This window comes from Sporosarcina sp. resist (assembly GCF_014302295.1).
Classification (GTDB): Bacteria; Bacillota; Bacilli; order Bacillales_A; family Planococcaceae; genus Sporosarcina; species Sporosarcina psychrophila.
Genome location: NZ_CP060287.1, coordinates 3,779,229 through 3,793,884, shown reverse-complemented (window position 1 = coordinate 3,793,884; position 14,656 = coordinate 3,779,229). Strand labels below are relative to the sequence as shown.

Annotated in this window: 11 protein-coding genes and 1 other annotated feature; of the genes, 8 read left to right on the top strand and 3 right to left on the bottom strand. The window is 41.9% G+C overall.

The window, feature by feature from the left end; genetic code table 11:
* Positions 1–107 precede the first annotated feature (107 nt).
* The gene (locus H7992_RS18540; RefSeq protein WP_187045529.1) at positions 108–2,243 is read left to right on the top strand and encodes an ATP-dependent Clp protease ATP-binding subunit; all 2,136 of its coding nucleotides are present in this window, start codon (positions 108–110) and stop codon (positions 2,241–2,243) included.
* A gap of 836 nt (positions 2,244–3,079) precedes the next feature.
* On the opposite strand, the gene H7992_RS18535 is transcribed toward H7992_RS18540, so the two are convergent.
* The gene (locus H7992_RS18535; RefSeq protein WP_067211898.1) at positions 3,080–3,262 is read right to left on the bottom strand and encodes a DUF2929 family protein; all 183 of its coding nucleotides are present in this window, start codon (positions 3,260–3,262) and stop codon (positions 3,080–3,082) included.
* A 186-nt stretch (positions 3,263–3,448) separates the two neighbouring features.
* Here H7992_RS18535 and H7992_RS18530 point away from each other — a divergent pair, with 186 nt between their 5' ends.
* The gene (locus H7992_RS18530) at positions 3,449–4,381 is read left to right on the top strand and encodes a beta-ketoacyl-ACP synthase III (RefSeq protein ID WP_067211895.1); all 933 of its coding nucleotides are present in this window, start codon (positions 3,449–3,451) and stop codon (positions 4,379–4,381) included.
* Between the two features lie 79 nt (positions 4,382–4,460).
* Complete coding sequence (fabF, locus tag H7992_RS18525; RefSeq protein WP_187045528.1) at positions 4,461–5,696, top strand: beta-ketoacyl-ACP synthase II; 1,236 nt, start codon at positions 4,461–4,463, stop codon at positions 5,694–5,696.
* Between the two features lie 681 nt (positions 5,697–6,377).
* Here fabF and trpS read toward each other — a convergent pair.
* Both trpS and H7992_RS18515 read right to left on the bottom strand, forming a co-directional pair.
* Complete coding sequence (gene trpS, locus H7992_RS18520) at positions 6,378–7,364, bottom strand: tryptophan--tRNA ligase (protein ID WP_187045527.1); 987 nt, start codon at positions 7,362–7,364, stop codon at positions 6,378–6,380.
* Between the two features lie 251 nt (positions 7,365–7,615).
* Positions 7,616–7,870: a binding site (T-box leader), on the bottom strand.
* 59 nt (positions 7,871–7,929) lie between these two features.
* Positions 7,930–8,274 carry a DUF3899 domain-containing protein gene (locus H7992_RS18515; protein WP_067211888.1) on the bottom strand — a complete coding sequence of 115 codons (345 nt, stop codon included), beginning with the start codon at positions 8,272–8,274 and terminating at the stop codon, positions 7,930–7,932.
* A 238-nt stretch (positions 8,275–8,512) separates the two neighbouring features.
* Here H7992_RS18515 and H7992_RS18510 point away from each other — a divergent pair, with 238 nt between their 5' ends.
* The 5 genes from H7992_RS18510 (at position 8,513) to H7992_RS18490 (ending at position 14,346) form a co-directional block, all read left to right on the top strand.
* A complete protein-coding gene (locus H7992_RS18510; RefSeq protein WP_067211885.1) occupies positions 8,513–10,225 on the top strand; it encodes a peptide ABC transporter substrate-binding protein in 1,713 nt (570 codons plus the stop codon).
* Between the two features lie 170 nt (positions 10,226–10,395).
* Complete coding sequence (gene opp3b / locus H7992_RS18505; RefSeq protein ID WP_067211883.1) at positions 10,396–11,325, top strand: oligopeptide ABC transporter permease; 930 nt, start codon at positions 10,396–10,398, stop codon at positions 11,323–11,325.
* Positions 11,325–12,344, top strand: a complete 1,020-nt coding sequence (gene opp3C / locus H7992_RS18500) for an oligopeptide ABC transporter permease (protein WP_067211880.1) — start codon at positions 11,325–11,327, stop codon at positions 12,342–12,344. Before opp3b ends, opp3C begins: the two co-directional genes overlap by 1 nt.
* A 14-nt stretch (positions 12,345–12,358) precedes the next feature.
* The gene (locus H7992_RS18495) at positions 12,359–13,423 is read left to right on the top strand and encodes an ABC transporter ATP-binding protein (protein WP_067211878.1); all 1,065 of its coding nucleotides are present in this window, start codon (positions 12,359–12,361) and stop codon (positions 13,421–13,423) included.
* Complete coding sequence (locus H7992_RS18490; RefSeq protein ID WP_067211875.1) at positions 13,423–14,346, top strand: ABC transporter ATP-binding protein; 924 nt, start codon at positions 13,423–13,425, stop codon at positions 14,344–14,346. Before H7992_RS18495 ends, H7992_RS18490 begins: the two co-directional genes overlap by 1 nt.
* The last annotated feature ends 310 nt before the right edge of the window (positions 14,347–14,656 follow it).

The following is a 14,656-nucleotide window of genomic DNA, read 5'->3' as shown; positions in this document are numbered from 1 at the left end:
TCGCCGTGCAAATCGCTTTACTTTCAATCAAATTCATCTTATAATTTAATTAATCAAAGATAGTCAAAGTCAGACGTTGACTTATAGAAAGGCGGATGTATATGCGAATGGACGGACAGCAAGAAGACCAGCGTACACCTCTTGAACAATTTGGACGAAATCTCGTTGAAGAAGTTAAAAAAGGGAAAATGGATCCCGTTATTGGTCGAGATGAGGAAATACGTAACGTCATTCGGATTTTATCAAGAAAGACTAAAAATAATCCTGTTTTAATTGGGGAACCGGGTGTCGGTAAGACGGCAATCGTTGAAGGACTTGCGCAACGAATTGTGAAGGGCGATGTGCCAGAAGGATTGAAAGATCGCCAAATTTTTGAACTTGATATGAGTTCACTTATCGCGGGTGCAAAATACCGTGGTGAATTTGAAGAGCGTTTAAAAGGCGTACTGAAACAGGTGAAAGATAGTGCTGGGGAGATCATTCTATTCATTGATGAAATCCATACAATTGTCGGCGCGGGGAAAACAGAAGGCGCAATGGACGCTGGCAATATGCTGAAACCAATGCTAGCACGCGGTGAATTATACTGTATCGGAGCAACGACACTTGACGAGTACCGGTTATATATCGAAAAAGATCCTGCGCTTGAACGCCGTTTCCAGCAAGTACTCGTGCGTGAACCGTCCGTCGAGGATACAGTGTCGATTTTACGGGGATTGAAAGAACGCTATGAACTTCACCATGGTGTGCGCATCCATGACCGTGCAATTGTTGCGGCGGCAACATTATCAGACCGCTATTTGACAGAGCGTTTCTTGCCGGATAAAGCAATTGACTTAATAGATGAAGCGAGCGCGATGATACGGACTGAAATCGACTCAATGCCATCCGAATTGGATGCGGTGACACGCCGGATTATGCAGCTTGAAATTGAAGAGCAAGCGTTACGCAAAGAAAAGGATGCGGTCAGTAAAAATCGTCTTGAAGTACTTCGTGATGAACTGACAGAGCTGAAAGAATCGTCTGCAGGCATGCGGGAGCAATGGGATTCTGAAAAAGAAACATTGCGTGGAATCCAGGATAAGCGAGAAAAGCTAGACCGTTTCCGACGTGAACTAGAAGAAGCTGAAAATCGGTTTGATTTGAATAAAGCTGCAGAACTCACTTATGGAAAAATCCCGAATCTAGAGGAGGAGTTGCATGAACTTGAAGCCGCGCTTGTAGAGGGACAGGAAAATCGACTGCTCCGTGAAGAAGTGACGGAAGAAGAAATTGCCACAATTGTCGCGCGTTGGACGGGTATTCCGGTAACGAAACTTGTTGAAGGTGAACGTGAAAAGCTACTTCGTCTGCGTGAAACACTTGAAGAACGTGTAATTGGGCAGGATGATGCTGTACAACTTGTGACGGAAGCGGTTTGGCGCGCACGTGCGGGCATTAAAGATCCAGATAAACCAATTGGTTCATTCCTATTTTTGGGACCAACTGGGGTCGGGAAGACAGAGCTGGCGAAAACGCTCGCTGCGACATTGTTTGATTCGGAAGATCATTTCATCCGCATCGACATGTCGGAATATATGGAGAAGCATAGTATATCACGGCTTGTTGGCGCACCTCCAGGCTACATCGGTTACGAAGAAGGTGGTCAATTGACGGAAGCAGTACGACGCAATCCGTATTCAGTGGTGCTGTTAGATGAAATCGAGAAAGCACATCCGGATGTCGCAAACATCTTATTGCAAGTATTAGATGACGGCCGAATCACCGATAGCCAAGGCAGACTCGTCAACTTTACCAATACTGTCGTCATTATGACTTCGAATATCGGCTCTGCCTACTTGCTTCATGGGCTAGACGATACAGAAAACCATGCAGCAGAAGATCTAGTTATGGCCGAATTAAAAAATCATTTCAAACCAGAGTTATTAAATCGAATGGATGACATCATTATTTTCCATTCACTGACAGGTGATTCATTCCGCAAGATTGCACGGAAAATGATTGAAGACCTAGTTAAACGATTACGTGGACAGGAAATCATTATGGAATATAGTGAAGATGTGCTCGATTGGATTGTCAATGAAGGAACAGATGCCGATTTCGGAGCTCGTCCATTGAAACGCTTTATCCAACGACATGTTGAAACGATGGTTGCAAAAGAAATTATTAAAGGTGATCTTAAACTAAATGATAAACTCGTTCTAGCTATGGAAGACGGGAAATTAGTTATTCAAACAGATTAAAACAGAAAAAGCCGCAGGAAGTTTGAACTTCCTGCGGCTTTTTCTATAGTATCCAATCACGTCTATTGATTAACCATTTTCTTACATGAAGAGCAGGTAAGAAAGGCTTAAAAAACGCCATTTTCACTGGATCATTTCCGATCCGCTTTCAGAGAATTATTCACGACAACCTTACCGAGGGGCAACTGTGGCTAGAAACGACTTCGTCATTCCTAGCCACACCCTTTTCAGTAACCCTGTTGCGAATCGTTTCCTATCGCGTTCCTACAACGGTCAAGTGAAAAATACAGCTGCTTTAGAATAAAAGAATAGATGACTTTTTATACATGTTGTAAGTGCCTGAAGATACAATTTCGGGCACTTTTGTACTTTGTACAAGGTGTTCCTTGTTTACCTTTAGTAAAGGGTATGCATCTTATCATGCGATGGACTATAAGAAAGTGACTCTTTCTTAACTAAAAAAGACAAGACTATGGAGAAGGCTTCAGCCGACAAAATTGTATCTTTGGCGGCTATTATCTAGATAAGAAGCCCCGTTATTCTTTCGTCCCGAAAAATTTTAGTACTTTGTGTACTTAGGAATTTGGAGCGCGACGGATGAATAAGCACCATACGATTACCGAAAAAATGTGTAGGGGTGCGTCAAAGTCGCATCCCTACACATCAAGACATCTCGGTAATCGTATAGAGGTCATTCAATTCAAAGCAATCCAAACATCCTGTACACTAAGCGCCTAGTGTTTAATTCAGTTATTTACTGGTTGTTTTTGGTTAATCAACATATGTAGTATCCAATATAAAAACCATCCCCAGCGAGGGAGATGGTTTTTTGTTGATTAATGATCTGCAATTTCGCCTTCTGGGAAAGATTCAGCCAGTAAGATAACGATTACAGAAACGACAAGCGAAACATATACGCCTGGCATGAAGTCAAATGGCAAGTTAGCAATTGCTCCAGAAACATAGTTCAACATAGTGATTAAACAGAAAGACCAGAAAAATGTCATTACGTATTTCATTGAATTCACCTCTACATTACTATTTCATATTTAATCATATCACAGTGGTTACATTGGAGAAACTAATTTCCATGCAAACGGAACTTTATTTGGCGAAAAAGTGTCAACAGGTTGAAAAGTGAGCCCGTTTCTTTTATGATTAAGAGCAGGTACTAATAATAGATGATAAAGAACGGGGGATGCGGAATGACTGCTGGATTTATCGGCATGGGTAAATACGTACCATCACACGTTTTGACGAACGCGGACCTAGAAAAGCGTTTGGATACATCGGATGAATGGATTCGTACAATGACAGGCATCGAAGAAAGACGCATCGCAGACGATTCAACGGATACGTCTCATATGGCATACAACGCTGCAGTGGAAGCGATCAACAACGCAGGGATCAAACCAGAAGAGATCGGACTTATTCTTGTAGCTACAGTCACACCTGATCGTCCTTTTCCTTCAGTGTCGACAATGCTTCAACAACAGCTCGGCGCAACCAATGCGGCGGCTATGGACATTTCAGCGGCTTGTGCAGGGTTCATGTATGGCGTCGTAACGGCGAAACAGTTCGTCGAATCGGGCACATATGATTATGTACTTGTTGTCGGAGTTGAAAAGTTATCTAAAATTACCAATTGGGAAGACCGCAATACCGCCATTCTTTTCGGAGATGGAGCGGGTGCAGCTATTATAGGAAAAGTAAGTGAAGGACGAGGAATCCTGTCATTCGAACTCGGTGCAGACGGTAGCGGTGGCAAACACCTTTATCAGGATGAAAAACTTGTTATGAATGGCCGTGAAGTATTCAAATTCGCAGTCCGTCAAATGGGCGAATCCGCAGAAAGCGTTATTAGAAAAGCGGGTCTAATGAAGGAAGACGTCGATTTCCTTATTCCGCACCAAGCGAATATACGAATTATGGAATCTTCTCGTGAACGACTAGGTTTACCAGTAGAAAAAATGTCCAAGACAATCCATAAATACGGCAATACATCTGCCGCGTCCATTCCAATTTCGCTTGTCGATGATCTAGCTGAAGGCAGAGTGAAAGATGATGACGTTATTGTCATGGTTGGATTCGGCGGAGGTCTCACTTGGGGCGCAATATGCATTAAGTGGGGAAAATAAAACAGTACACATGTTTAGTGGTGTATGAAAAGTGACAAGAAGCGTCAGTCTTTATAGAATAGAAGGGAAGTTTTCACATATGGGAATAAAACGTGTAGTAGTAACAGGCATAGGGGCAATTTCTCCAGTCGGGAATTCAGCGGAGGAGTCTTGGAAAGCGGTCTTGGAAGGGAAATCTGGAATCGGACCACTAACAAGACTTGACAGTGATAAGTTTCCTGTAAAAGTGGCAGCAGAAGTGAAAGATTTTGATATAGAACAATATATCTCTCGGAAAGACGCGCGTAAAATGGATCGATTCACGCATTACGCACTTGCGGCATCGATTATGGCAATGAAAGATGCAAATCTTGAGCTTGAAGGAGATTTAGCTCTTCGCACGGGTGTCTGGATTGGTTCAGGCATCGGTGGTATGGAAACGCATGAGCAACAGTTTCTAACGTTCCAAGAGAAAGGCTATAGACGCGTTAGCCCGTTTTTCGTTCCAATGATGATTCCCGATATGGCAGCGGGCCAAGTATCGATTTATCACGGAGCAAAAGGCATTAACTCTTGTACCGTAACAGCTTGTGCATCAGGCACGAACTCGATAGGAGATGCATTTGAAGTTATTCGCCGCGGTGATGCTGACGTTATGATTACTGGCGGAGCAGAAGCGCCAATCACAACAATGGCAGTTGCTGGTTTTTGTGCGAATACAGCATTGTCGTTAAACCCGGACCCTGCAACCGCATCACGTCCATTTGATAAAGAACGTGACGGTTTTGTAATTGGAGAAGGAGCTGGTATCTTAATCCTTGAAGAGTACGAGCATGCAATTGCACGCGGTGCGAAAATTTACGCTGAACTAACCGGCTATGGTGCAACAGGTGATGCGCACCATATTACGGCTCCAGCTCCTGGGGGCGAAGGTGGCGCACGCGCGATGCAACAGGCGATTGAGCAAAGTGGTATCAGTCCAGATAAAATCGATTATATTAATGCTCACGGAACGAGCACGCCATATAACGACCAATTTGAAACAATGGCAGCGAAAACAGTTTTCGGCGACCACGCTTATAAACTCACGATGAGCTCAACAAAATCAATGACAGGCCATTTGCTCGGCGCAGCAGGCGGATTGGAAGCAATCTTCACGGTGAAGGCATTGCAAGAAGGAATCCTGCCACCGACAATGAATTTTGTGAATCCAGATCCTGAGTGTGATCTCGACTATGTAACTGAAGGTGCGCGCAAAGCGGACATTACGTACGCTATGAGCAACTCACTCGGTTTCGGCGGACATAACGCATCACTCGTATTCAAAAAAGTATAAGTTTAATTTGGCAGGACGTTCCAGTTTACTGGGGCGTCTTTTTGTTTATGTAGTTTTGGGCTTGTTCAGAAAGAATCGCGGCTTGCCCTGATAGTTTGGCGATTAGCCCTTACAGTATGGAAGTTTGCCCTCAGAGTTTAGTGATGCGCTCCCAGTTTCTTGGCTTGCCCTGACAGTTTGGCGATTTGTCCTTACAGTATGGAAGTTTGCCCTCAGATTTTCGCGATGCCATCCCAGTTTCTTGGATTGCCCTGACAGTTTGATGATTTGCCCTCACAGTGCGGAAGTTTGTACTCAGAGTTTTGCGATGCGCTCACAGTTTCGGGGATTGCCCTGACAGTTTGGTAATTAGCCCTCACAGTACCGAAGTTTGTCCTCAGAGTTCCGCAATGCGCCAACCCACCCCGACACATTCAAAGTACTATCTTTTCAAATTAAATGGCCCCCTTCGTCTAAAAGGGGGCCATGCTGTCATATAATCAAAGAAAATCAAAAGGACGATGCTAATGACACGCATATTTTTATTTCTAATTAGTTATGGGCTAATTGTTGTTACTGTTTCACAAATAATATTTTATTTTAATTACAGATCATTCGGTTACGACTGGTATCAAATCATTTATTTTATAATACATACGGCAGATTTTGCGTTATTCGTCGTAGCAACAATCATGATTATTCTTACCGTCTACGTCCGAGTCCCATCGCGACTTCCATCTTCCCGAGAGTGACAGCTGCAATCGCATTTGCTTTCACTGCGCCTTCATCCAAAATTTCATCTAGGACAGGCGAATCCAAAAGTTCGTAGTATCTCTCTTGGATAGGTGATAGATGGTTGATGACGGCTTCGGCTACGCCAGCTTTAAATGCGCCATATCCAAGTCCATCATATTTCACAACAAGATCTTCAATTGAAACATCACTTAACGCTGATTCAATTGTCAATAGATTCGATACACCTGGTTTATTTTCAACGTCGTATTTCACGATGCCTTCAGAATCTGTTACTGCGCTTTTAATCTTTTTCTCGATTTCTTTGGGTGTATCAAGTAGCGAGATAGTCCCTTTTTTATTAGGATCAGATTTACTCATTTTCTTTAACGGATCTTGGAGTGACTTAATGCGTGCACCATTCTTTGGAATTCTGACTTCTGGAATCGTCAAGATACCGCCGAACCTTTTATTGAACCGCTCTGCTAGATCACGCGTCAATTCAAGATGCTGCTTTTGGTCATCGCCAACCGGGACGATATTAGTGTTATATAGAAGGATGTCAGCAGCCATAAGTGGTGGATATGTCAGAAGCGCCGAAGAAACGCCCTCTTTCCCATCTGATTTATCTTTGAACTGCGTCATACGCTCAAGTTCACCGATATAAGCAATACATTGCATCATCCAGCCTGCTTGCGCGTGTGCAGGGACTTCTGATTGGATAAACAATACCGCTTTCTCTGGATCGATTCCACTTGCAATATAGATTGCAGCAAGAGAACGGATTGTTTTTGCCAATTCCACTGGATCCTGCTGAACTGTGATAGCATGCTGATCGACAATACAAAATAGGCATTGATAGTCATTTTGTAACTCTGTAAATTGACGGAAGGCACCGATGTAGTTGCCAAGTGTTACTGTTCCTGTCGGCTGTACGCCTGAAAAAATGGTTTTCATTTTGAAAAACTCCTCCTGTTTGATGGATAAAATAAATTGTTAAGGCTACCTAATATGATGAAAAAGCTCCGATGGAAGGCGGCTTAAGTTCGCCACTATGGAAGGCAACCAAAGTACGCCGATAACGGAAGGTAGTCTAAGAACGCAACGTCCTGTCGCAACGACTACATGATCAGCATCCTGCTGACCCCGGCAATGGTTGCACACCTACATGCTGTAGGCGCAAAAAAAACATCAGCCGTCCCCGTAAAAAAAGGGACGACTGATGTTTGATCAACCGTGGTACCACCCGAATTGCCCGAAGGCCACTCTGATTCCCATAACGCGGGGGACGTGACGAGCTTCTTTAGGGCTAATTCAAAAAGTCCATATACTTTGAATTAGCTCAAAAGGTTCGCTTATCAAGCTCGGGATCCCATTCTTTCGGTTCAGTCTACCTGTTTGCACCACCCACAGGCTCTCTGAAAGACTGATACTGAAATACTTTTTTCCGTCATTGCCATTCGCTCTAAATGTTTCTAATAATTATAAATCTTACACTGGGAAAATGCAATAGGCTTGCTCCTTAAATATAAAAAATAAGGAGCGCGATTCCCATCATAATAAGAATGAGTGTACCGCTTCCGAGCATTGGACTTACGTTTCCTGAAAAAACTTCTGAAGGCTTCCGCATCGCCATAACATCATCCATCCGACGTTTAGGTGTAACTACTTTTCTCATGCTAACGGTAAATACATCGAAAAATCCGGTTGAAAAAACGAAAGAGACCAGACCAAGAAATGTTAGTACGCCTCCAACGATGAAAGATGCGTTTATATAAGAGAGTAAAGTGAGCTCTTTAAAATAGAGTAGAATAAGCAGAATAATTATTACATGTGCAATCAGAATATTCCTAACTATTTTCTTCATATTTCCACCCCGTTCCAAAGTAATAGTAAAGTATTGGTAAGGAAAAATCAATATAACAGAAGTATATCAATAAAAAATATGAATTAATTTATCGTTGTAAGCGTTGTCAATGCAGGCTTTGTCTATATAACGCTGTTCTATTACACTAGAAAATTTCAAAAAGGTATGTACAACTGTGAGAATCATTGTATAATATAAATGTACCTAGTTTTCAGACAATTTTGAGGAGGTCATCGATTTGAAAAACCACAAATTTATGTGGCTAATTAGTATCATGCTTGTACTTAGCGTGTTCTTAGCAGCGTGCGGCGACAAAGAAGAAGCAGGCACTACTGAACCGGTAAAAGACAAAGAAGAGGACAAAGGAACTACAGAAGAACCAGCTAATGAAGAAGTGGCGCAAGTTCTGAATCTGATTGAAACAGCAGAGATTCCTTCTATTGACTCATCAATTTCAGAAGATGCTGTAGGTTTCAACGTACTGAACAACATTATGGAAGGACTTTACCGTCTTGACCAAGACAGTCTTCCAGTACCTGCTATGGCAGATGGAGAACCTGAAATCAGTGAAGATGGATTGACATACACATTCAAAATCCGTGATGCACAATGGTCTGATGGAACACCTGTAACTGCGCATGACTTTGTATATGCTTGGCAGCGCGCAGTCGATCCGGATACTGGTTCACCTTACGGACCATATTTGATGGCAGGCATGATTAAAAACGCAACTGAAATCGGTGAAGGAACTGCAGAAATTGCAGATCTTGGAATTAAAGCAGAAGACGATAAAACACTTATCGTTGAACTTGAACGTCCAGTTGCTTACTTCCTATCACTTATGTCTTTCGGTACATTCTACCCACTTAACGAAGAATTCGTAACTGCTCAGGGTGATAAATATGCAACTAACTCTGAAGCAATGATCTATAACGGTCCATTCTCATTAGCTGATTGGGATGGTACTGGTAACTGGAAATATGTTAAAAATGACAAGTATTGGGATGCTGATACTGTAAAACTTGAAGAAATCATTGTTGACGTCGTTAAAGAAACTGCAACAGGTGTAAAATTATATGAACAAGGCAAGAAAGACCGTGTACTACTTTCTGCTGAATATGCAATGCAATTTGCTGATGATCCAAATATCATCAATGAGCTTGAAACATCTGTATTCTACTTTAAACTGAATCAAGAACGTAACGGTAAAGCTACACCACTTGCAAATGCTGACATTCGTAAAGCATTCGCAAGAGCCTTCAACAAAGAAGAGTTAGCAGATGCAATACTTGCTAATGGTTCTATTGCTGCTAACTTCCTAGTTGCAGATGACTTTACTTTTGATGCGGATGGAAAAGATTTCCGTGATTACAGCGGTGAATTCTCTGCATATAACGTTGAAGAAGCACAAGAATATTGGAAAAAAGGTCTGGCAGCACTTGGAACAGACAAAGTGGAAATTGAAATTCTCGGTGGCGACACTGAAAACGCTAAAAAACAACAAGAATGGTTCAAATCGGAATTTGAAAGAAACCTTCCAGGTTTGACAATCAAACTGAAAGAAGTTCCTTTTGCTGTTCGTCTTGAACTTGATGATACAAGTGATTATGATGTTCAATCAGCAGGATGGGGCCCTGACTTCCAGGATCCAATCTCGTTCATGGAATTGTTCGTAACGGGAAGTCCACAAAACAAAATGAATTACTCTAACCCAGAGTATGACAAGCTTATTGAATCTACAAAAACTACAATTGCAACTGATCCAGTAGCTCGTTTTGAAGCATTTGCAAAAGCTGAAAAAATTCTTCTTGAAGATGATGCAGGTCTTGTACCTCAGTATCAACGCGGAAGAATGGTTCTTATGAACCCTGCTGTAAAAGGTCTTGCTACACATCCATTCGGTGGCGACTATAGCTACAAATGGACGTATATGGAAGCTGCAGAAAAGTAAGAAGTATAACTTGTTAGCTTAAAATCTTATAGAAAAGAGAGTATATGGGCATTTATGACCATGTACTCTCTTTTTCACTGAGGTTAAACTAACTAAAAATTCGTTGTATTATTTGCTAGAATTAATAGTTTTTTAATTAAATTCATCTATGAAATATAGGAGGTGCGAAAATGGCAAAGTATATCACTAAACGTGTGATTTATATGTTCCTATCACTATTCTTGATAGCATCGTTTACATTTGTTCTAATGAAACTGCTTCCAGGGTCCCCGTTAGCTTCCGCAGCAAAATTATCCGTTGAGCAAAGGGAAGTCGTTTATGAGAAGTATGGATTGAACGATCCGATTCCCGTACAGTACGCCCGCTATATGGGGAACCTTGCAAAAGGTGACTTTGGTGTATCGTTTCAATATAAAAATGCAGATGTCACAACACTTATTGTGAAAAAACTGAAATACTCGGCGATTTTAGGATCTCAGGCACTTATTTTCGGGACCTTAATCGGAATTATTCTCGGAATGATTGCCGCGTTGAAACAAAATACAGTTTGGGATTATGGTAGTACCATTATCGCAATTCTCGGTATCTCCATACCGTCCTTTGTTTTTGCAGTATTGCTGCAATATGTCTTTGCAGTATGGCTTGGAGTGCTACCAGTTGGCCTGTGGGAAGGTTGGAAGTCCAGTATACTACCTTCAATCGCACTTGCGATGGGACCTATTGCTATTGCGGCAAGATTCATCCGAACAGAAATGATAGAAGTATTAAGCTCAGACTATATTTTGCTAGCAAAAGCGAAAGGCGCAAATTGGTTTGAAATCGCTTTCAAACACGCATTCCGTAATGCGCTTATTCCGCTAATCACAGTCCTTGGACCAGTTGCAGCAGGACTATTAACAGGATCACTTGTAGTTGAGCAGATTTTCGCAATCCCAGGTATAGGTGAACAGTTCGTTAAATCAATTAACTCGAACGACTTCGCTGTCATCATGGGTACAACAATGTTCTTCTCGGTATTCCTAATTGTGATTATATTAATAGTGGATATTCTTTATGGGGTCATTGATCCGCGTATCCGTTTGTCTGGAGGTTCCAAGTAATGACTACTAACATGAAGAAACTACCAAAAGATTCGTTTGAGCGGATTACAATCGATAGCTCGCATGCCGAAAAAATTTCGAAACCGAGTTTGAGTTTCTGGCAGGATGCTTGGCTTCGGATCCGTAAAAACAAAGCGGCTATCGTCAGTATGTTCATTCTTGTGTTTATTGTATTTATGGCATTTGCAGGTCCTTTCATGGTTGAACATGATCCAGAGGATGTAAAAGTTGCGCATGCAAGCTTACCGCCTAAAATTCCAGGGCTTGAAAAATTAGGTATTTTTGATGGCGAAGGTAAACTGGGTTCTAAAACAGTTAATCTGTATGAGTTAAAGAAAGTAGAAGTTAACTACTGGTTCGGCACGGATAGCCTAGGGCGCGATTTGTTTTCACGTCTCTGGAAAGGAACGCAAATCTCACTGTTAATCGCATTCGTAGCCGCTATCATTGATGTTGTGATAGGCGTCATCTACGGCGGAATTTCCGGTTATTACGGAGGTCGAACCGACGATGTCATGCAACGAATTGTCGAAGTGCTAATTGGAGTTCCGACACTGGTCATCGTTATTCTTATGATTATGATCATGGATCCGGGCATATTGTCCATTATCATAGCCATATCGATAACAGGATGGATTGGAATGTCCCGTATTGTACGCGGACAAGTTCTTAAATATAAAACCCAGGAATTCGTCTTGGCAGCTAAAACTTTAGGTGCAAGCGATACACGAATTATCAGCAAGCACTTACTGCCGAATATCATGGCGATTATTGTCATAAATATGATGTTCACAATTCCTACAGCAATTTTCTTTGAGGCATTTTTAAGCTTTATAGGACTTGGCCTTCAAGCGCCGAATGCTTCTCTTGGAACACTTATTAATGATGGTTATAAATTCATTGAGTATCAGCCACATATTTTGTTCTTCCCGGCGGTTGTCATAAGTTTACTTATGATTGCGTTCAACTTAATTGGGGATGGACTACGTGATGCACTTGATCCGAAAATGAAAGATTAAAGGAGGAAAGTGAAATGGAGAAAATTGTTGAAGTGAAAAACCTGGAGCTTTCCTTCCATACATTTGCAGGAGAAGTGAAAGCGATTCAAGGGGTTAATTTTGAAGTATTTAAAGGGGAGACGCTCGCTATAGTTGGTGAGTCAGGTTCAGGTAAATCGGTAACGACGAAATCGATTATGCGGCTCCTTCCGAAGTCTAGTACCGAGTACAAAAATGGTGAGATTTTATTCGGAGGAAGAGACCTTCTGAAGATTTCTGAAAAAGAAATGCAAAAAGTAAGAGGAAAAGACATTTCGATGATTTTCCAAGATCCGATGACTTCACTTAATCCGACAATGACGATTGGTAACCAGATTATGGAGCCACTGCTAAAACACCAAAAACTTAGTAAAACCGAAGCTCGGAAAAAGTCTATTGAATTGTTGACTCTGGTTGGGATGCCTAAGCCAGAAATGCGATTGAAACAATACCCTCACCAATTTTCTGGTGGACAGCGTCAACGTATCGTCATTGCTGTTGCCTTGGCATGTAATCCAAAGCTTCTCATTGCGGATGAGCCGACGACAGCCTTGGATGTTACAATTCAAGCGCAAATCTTAGAATTGATGAAAGACTTGCAAAAGAAAATTGATACGGCAATCATTTTCATCACACATGATCTTGGAGTCGTAGCAAACGTTGCAGACCGTGTTGCGGTCATGTACGGCGGCCGAATCGTCGAGGTGGGAACGGTTGATGAAGTCTTTTATAATCCGCAGCATCCGTATACGTGGGGGCTTCTAAGTTCAATGCCGTCACTGGATACATCTGAAGAGAAACTATATGCGATTCCAGGCACGCCACCCGATTTGTTGGATCCTCCGAAAGGAGATGCATTTGCACTGCGTAGTGAGTATGCGATGAAGATTGATTTGGAACAAGTTCCGCCACTCTTTAAAGTAAGTGAAACACATTATGCGGCGACGTGGCTACTCCATCCGGATGCACCTCAAGTGGATCCGCCGGTAGCGGTCATAGAGCGAATGAAGAGATTCCCTGGTAGCCGGTATTATGAAGGCAATGCAGGAGGTGTTCGATAATGGCTGAAAAATTACTTGAAATCAAAAACTTGAAACAGTATTTCAATGTGGGAACAAAGAATGAAGTGCGTGCTGTTGACGATATAACATTCGACATCTATAAAGGCGAAACGCTTGGTATTGTTGGTGAATCTGGTTGCGGTAAATCAACAACCGGTCGTACAATCATCCGTCTTTACGATGCGACAGGCGGGGAAGTCATTTATGATGGCGTCGATGTCCATGCGAAAAAATCGAAAAAAGAACTAAAAGCGTTCAACCGGAAAATGCAGATGATTTTCCAAGATCCATATGCATCATTAAATCCGCGTATGAAAGTGCTTGATATCATCGCTGAAGGCCTCGATATTCATGGTCTTGTTAAGAATACGAAAGAACGTACTGCACGTGTTCATGAGCTCCTTGAGACGGTAGGATTAAACCGTGAGCATGCCAATCGTTATCCGCATGAATTCTCTGGTGGTCAACGTCAGCGTCTTGGAATTGCACGTGCGCTTGCTGTAGAACCAGAATTCATTATCGCAGATGAACCGATTTCAGCTTTGGACGTATCTATTCAAGCGCAAGTCGTCAACTTGTTGAAAGAGCTTCAAGAAGAAAGAGGACTGACATATCTATTCATCGCACATGACTTGTCGATGGTGAAATATATCTCAGATCGAATTGGTGTTATGCATTTCGGTAAACTTGTCGAAATTGGACCAGCCGAAACGATCTATACGGCGCCTTTACATCCTTATACGCAATCGCTATTATCTGCGATTCCGTTGCCAGATCCAGCTTATGAGCGTAGCCGTGTACGAAAAAGCTACGATTCAACATCACATAAGTATCTTCAGGATGAAGAAGTAATCATGCGTGAAGTGACACCAGGGCATTTTGTCCTTTGCTCACAGCGCGAATTCGATTCTTTTGCAAAGTAAGTTTAAATAGAAGCAACTGGGCTGGTTTTCGATAAGAGAACCAGTCCTTTTGCGTGTTTGAATATAGATAATGGTAAGTATGCGGTGAAATTCATGGATTCAGGTAATAGGAATTCCCTAAATGTTAAATACAAACCAAAATAGATAAAGAATTTCAGTGGTGAGCCTTATGTTTCTGAATTTTTTTAAATTAATATGAAACCTTTGCCCGTATTTAGACGTACTATATAATGTAGACACTAAATTATTTTCAATTAGCAGCTACCCAAATGAGAAAGTTTTTTATTTGACAAAGCAGATGTTTAATTAA

Excerpts from the sequence above, each read along its gene's own strand:
- H7992_RS18530 (WP_067211895.1), top strand. The coding sequence starts at position 3,449 with ATGACTGCTGGATTTATCGGCATGGGTAAATACGTACCATCACACGTT.
- opp3b (WP_067211883.1), top strand. The coding sequence starts at position 10,396 with ATGGCAAAGTATATCACTAAACGTGTGATTTATATGTTCCTATCACTA.
- H7992_RS18490 (WP_067211875.1), top strand. The coding sequence starts at position 13,423 with ATGGCTGAAAAATTACTTGAAATCAAAAACTTGAAACAGTATTTCAAT.
- H7992_RS18515 (WP_067211888.1), bottom strand. The coding sequence starts at position 8,274 with ATGAAGAAAATAGTTAGGAATATTCTGATTGCACATGTAATAATTATT.
- H7992_RS18495 (WP_067211878.1), top strand. The coding sequence starts at position 12,359 with ATGGAGAAAATTGTTGAAGTGAAAAACCTGGAGCTTTCCTTCCATACA.
- fabF (WP_187045528.1), top strand. The coding sequence starts at position 4,461 with ATGGGAATAAAACGTGTAGTAGTAACAGGCATAGGGGCAATTTCTCCA.
- opp3C (WP_067211880.1), top strand. The coding sequence starts at position 11,325 with ATGACTACTAACATGAAGAAACTACCAAAAGATTCGTTTGAGCGGATT.
- H7992_RS18540 (WP_187045529.1), top strand. The coding sequence starts at position 108 with ATGGACGGACAGCAAGAAGACCAGCGTACACCTCTTGAACAATTTGGA.
- H7992_RS18535 (WP_067211898.1), bottom strand. The coding sequence starts at position 3,262 with ATGAAATACGTAATGACATTTTTCTGGTCTTTCTGTTTAATCACTATG.
- trpS (WP_187045527.1), bottom strand. The coding sequence starts at position 7,364 with ATGAAAACCATTTTTTCAGGCGTACAGCCGACAGGAACAGTAACACTT.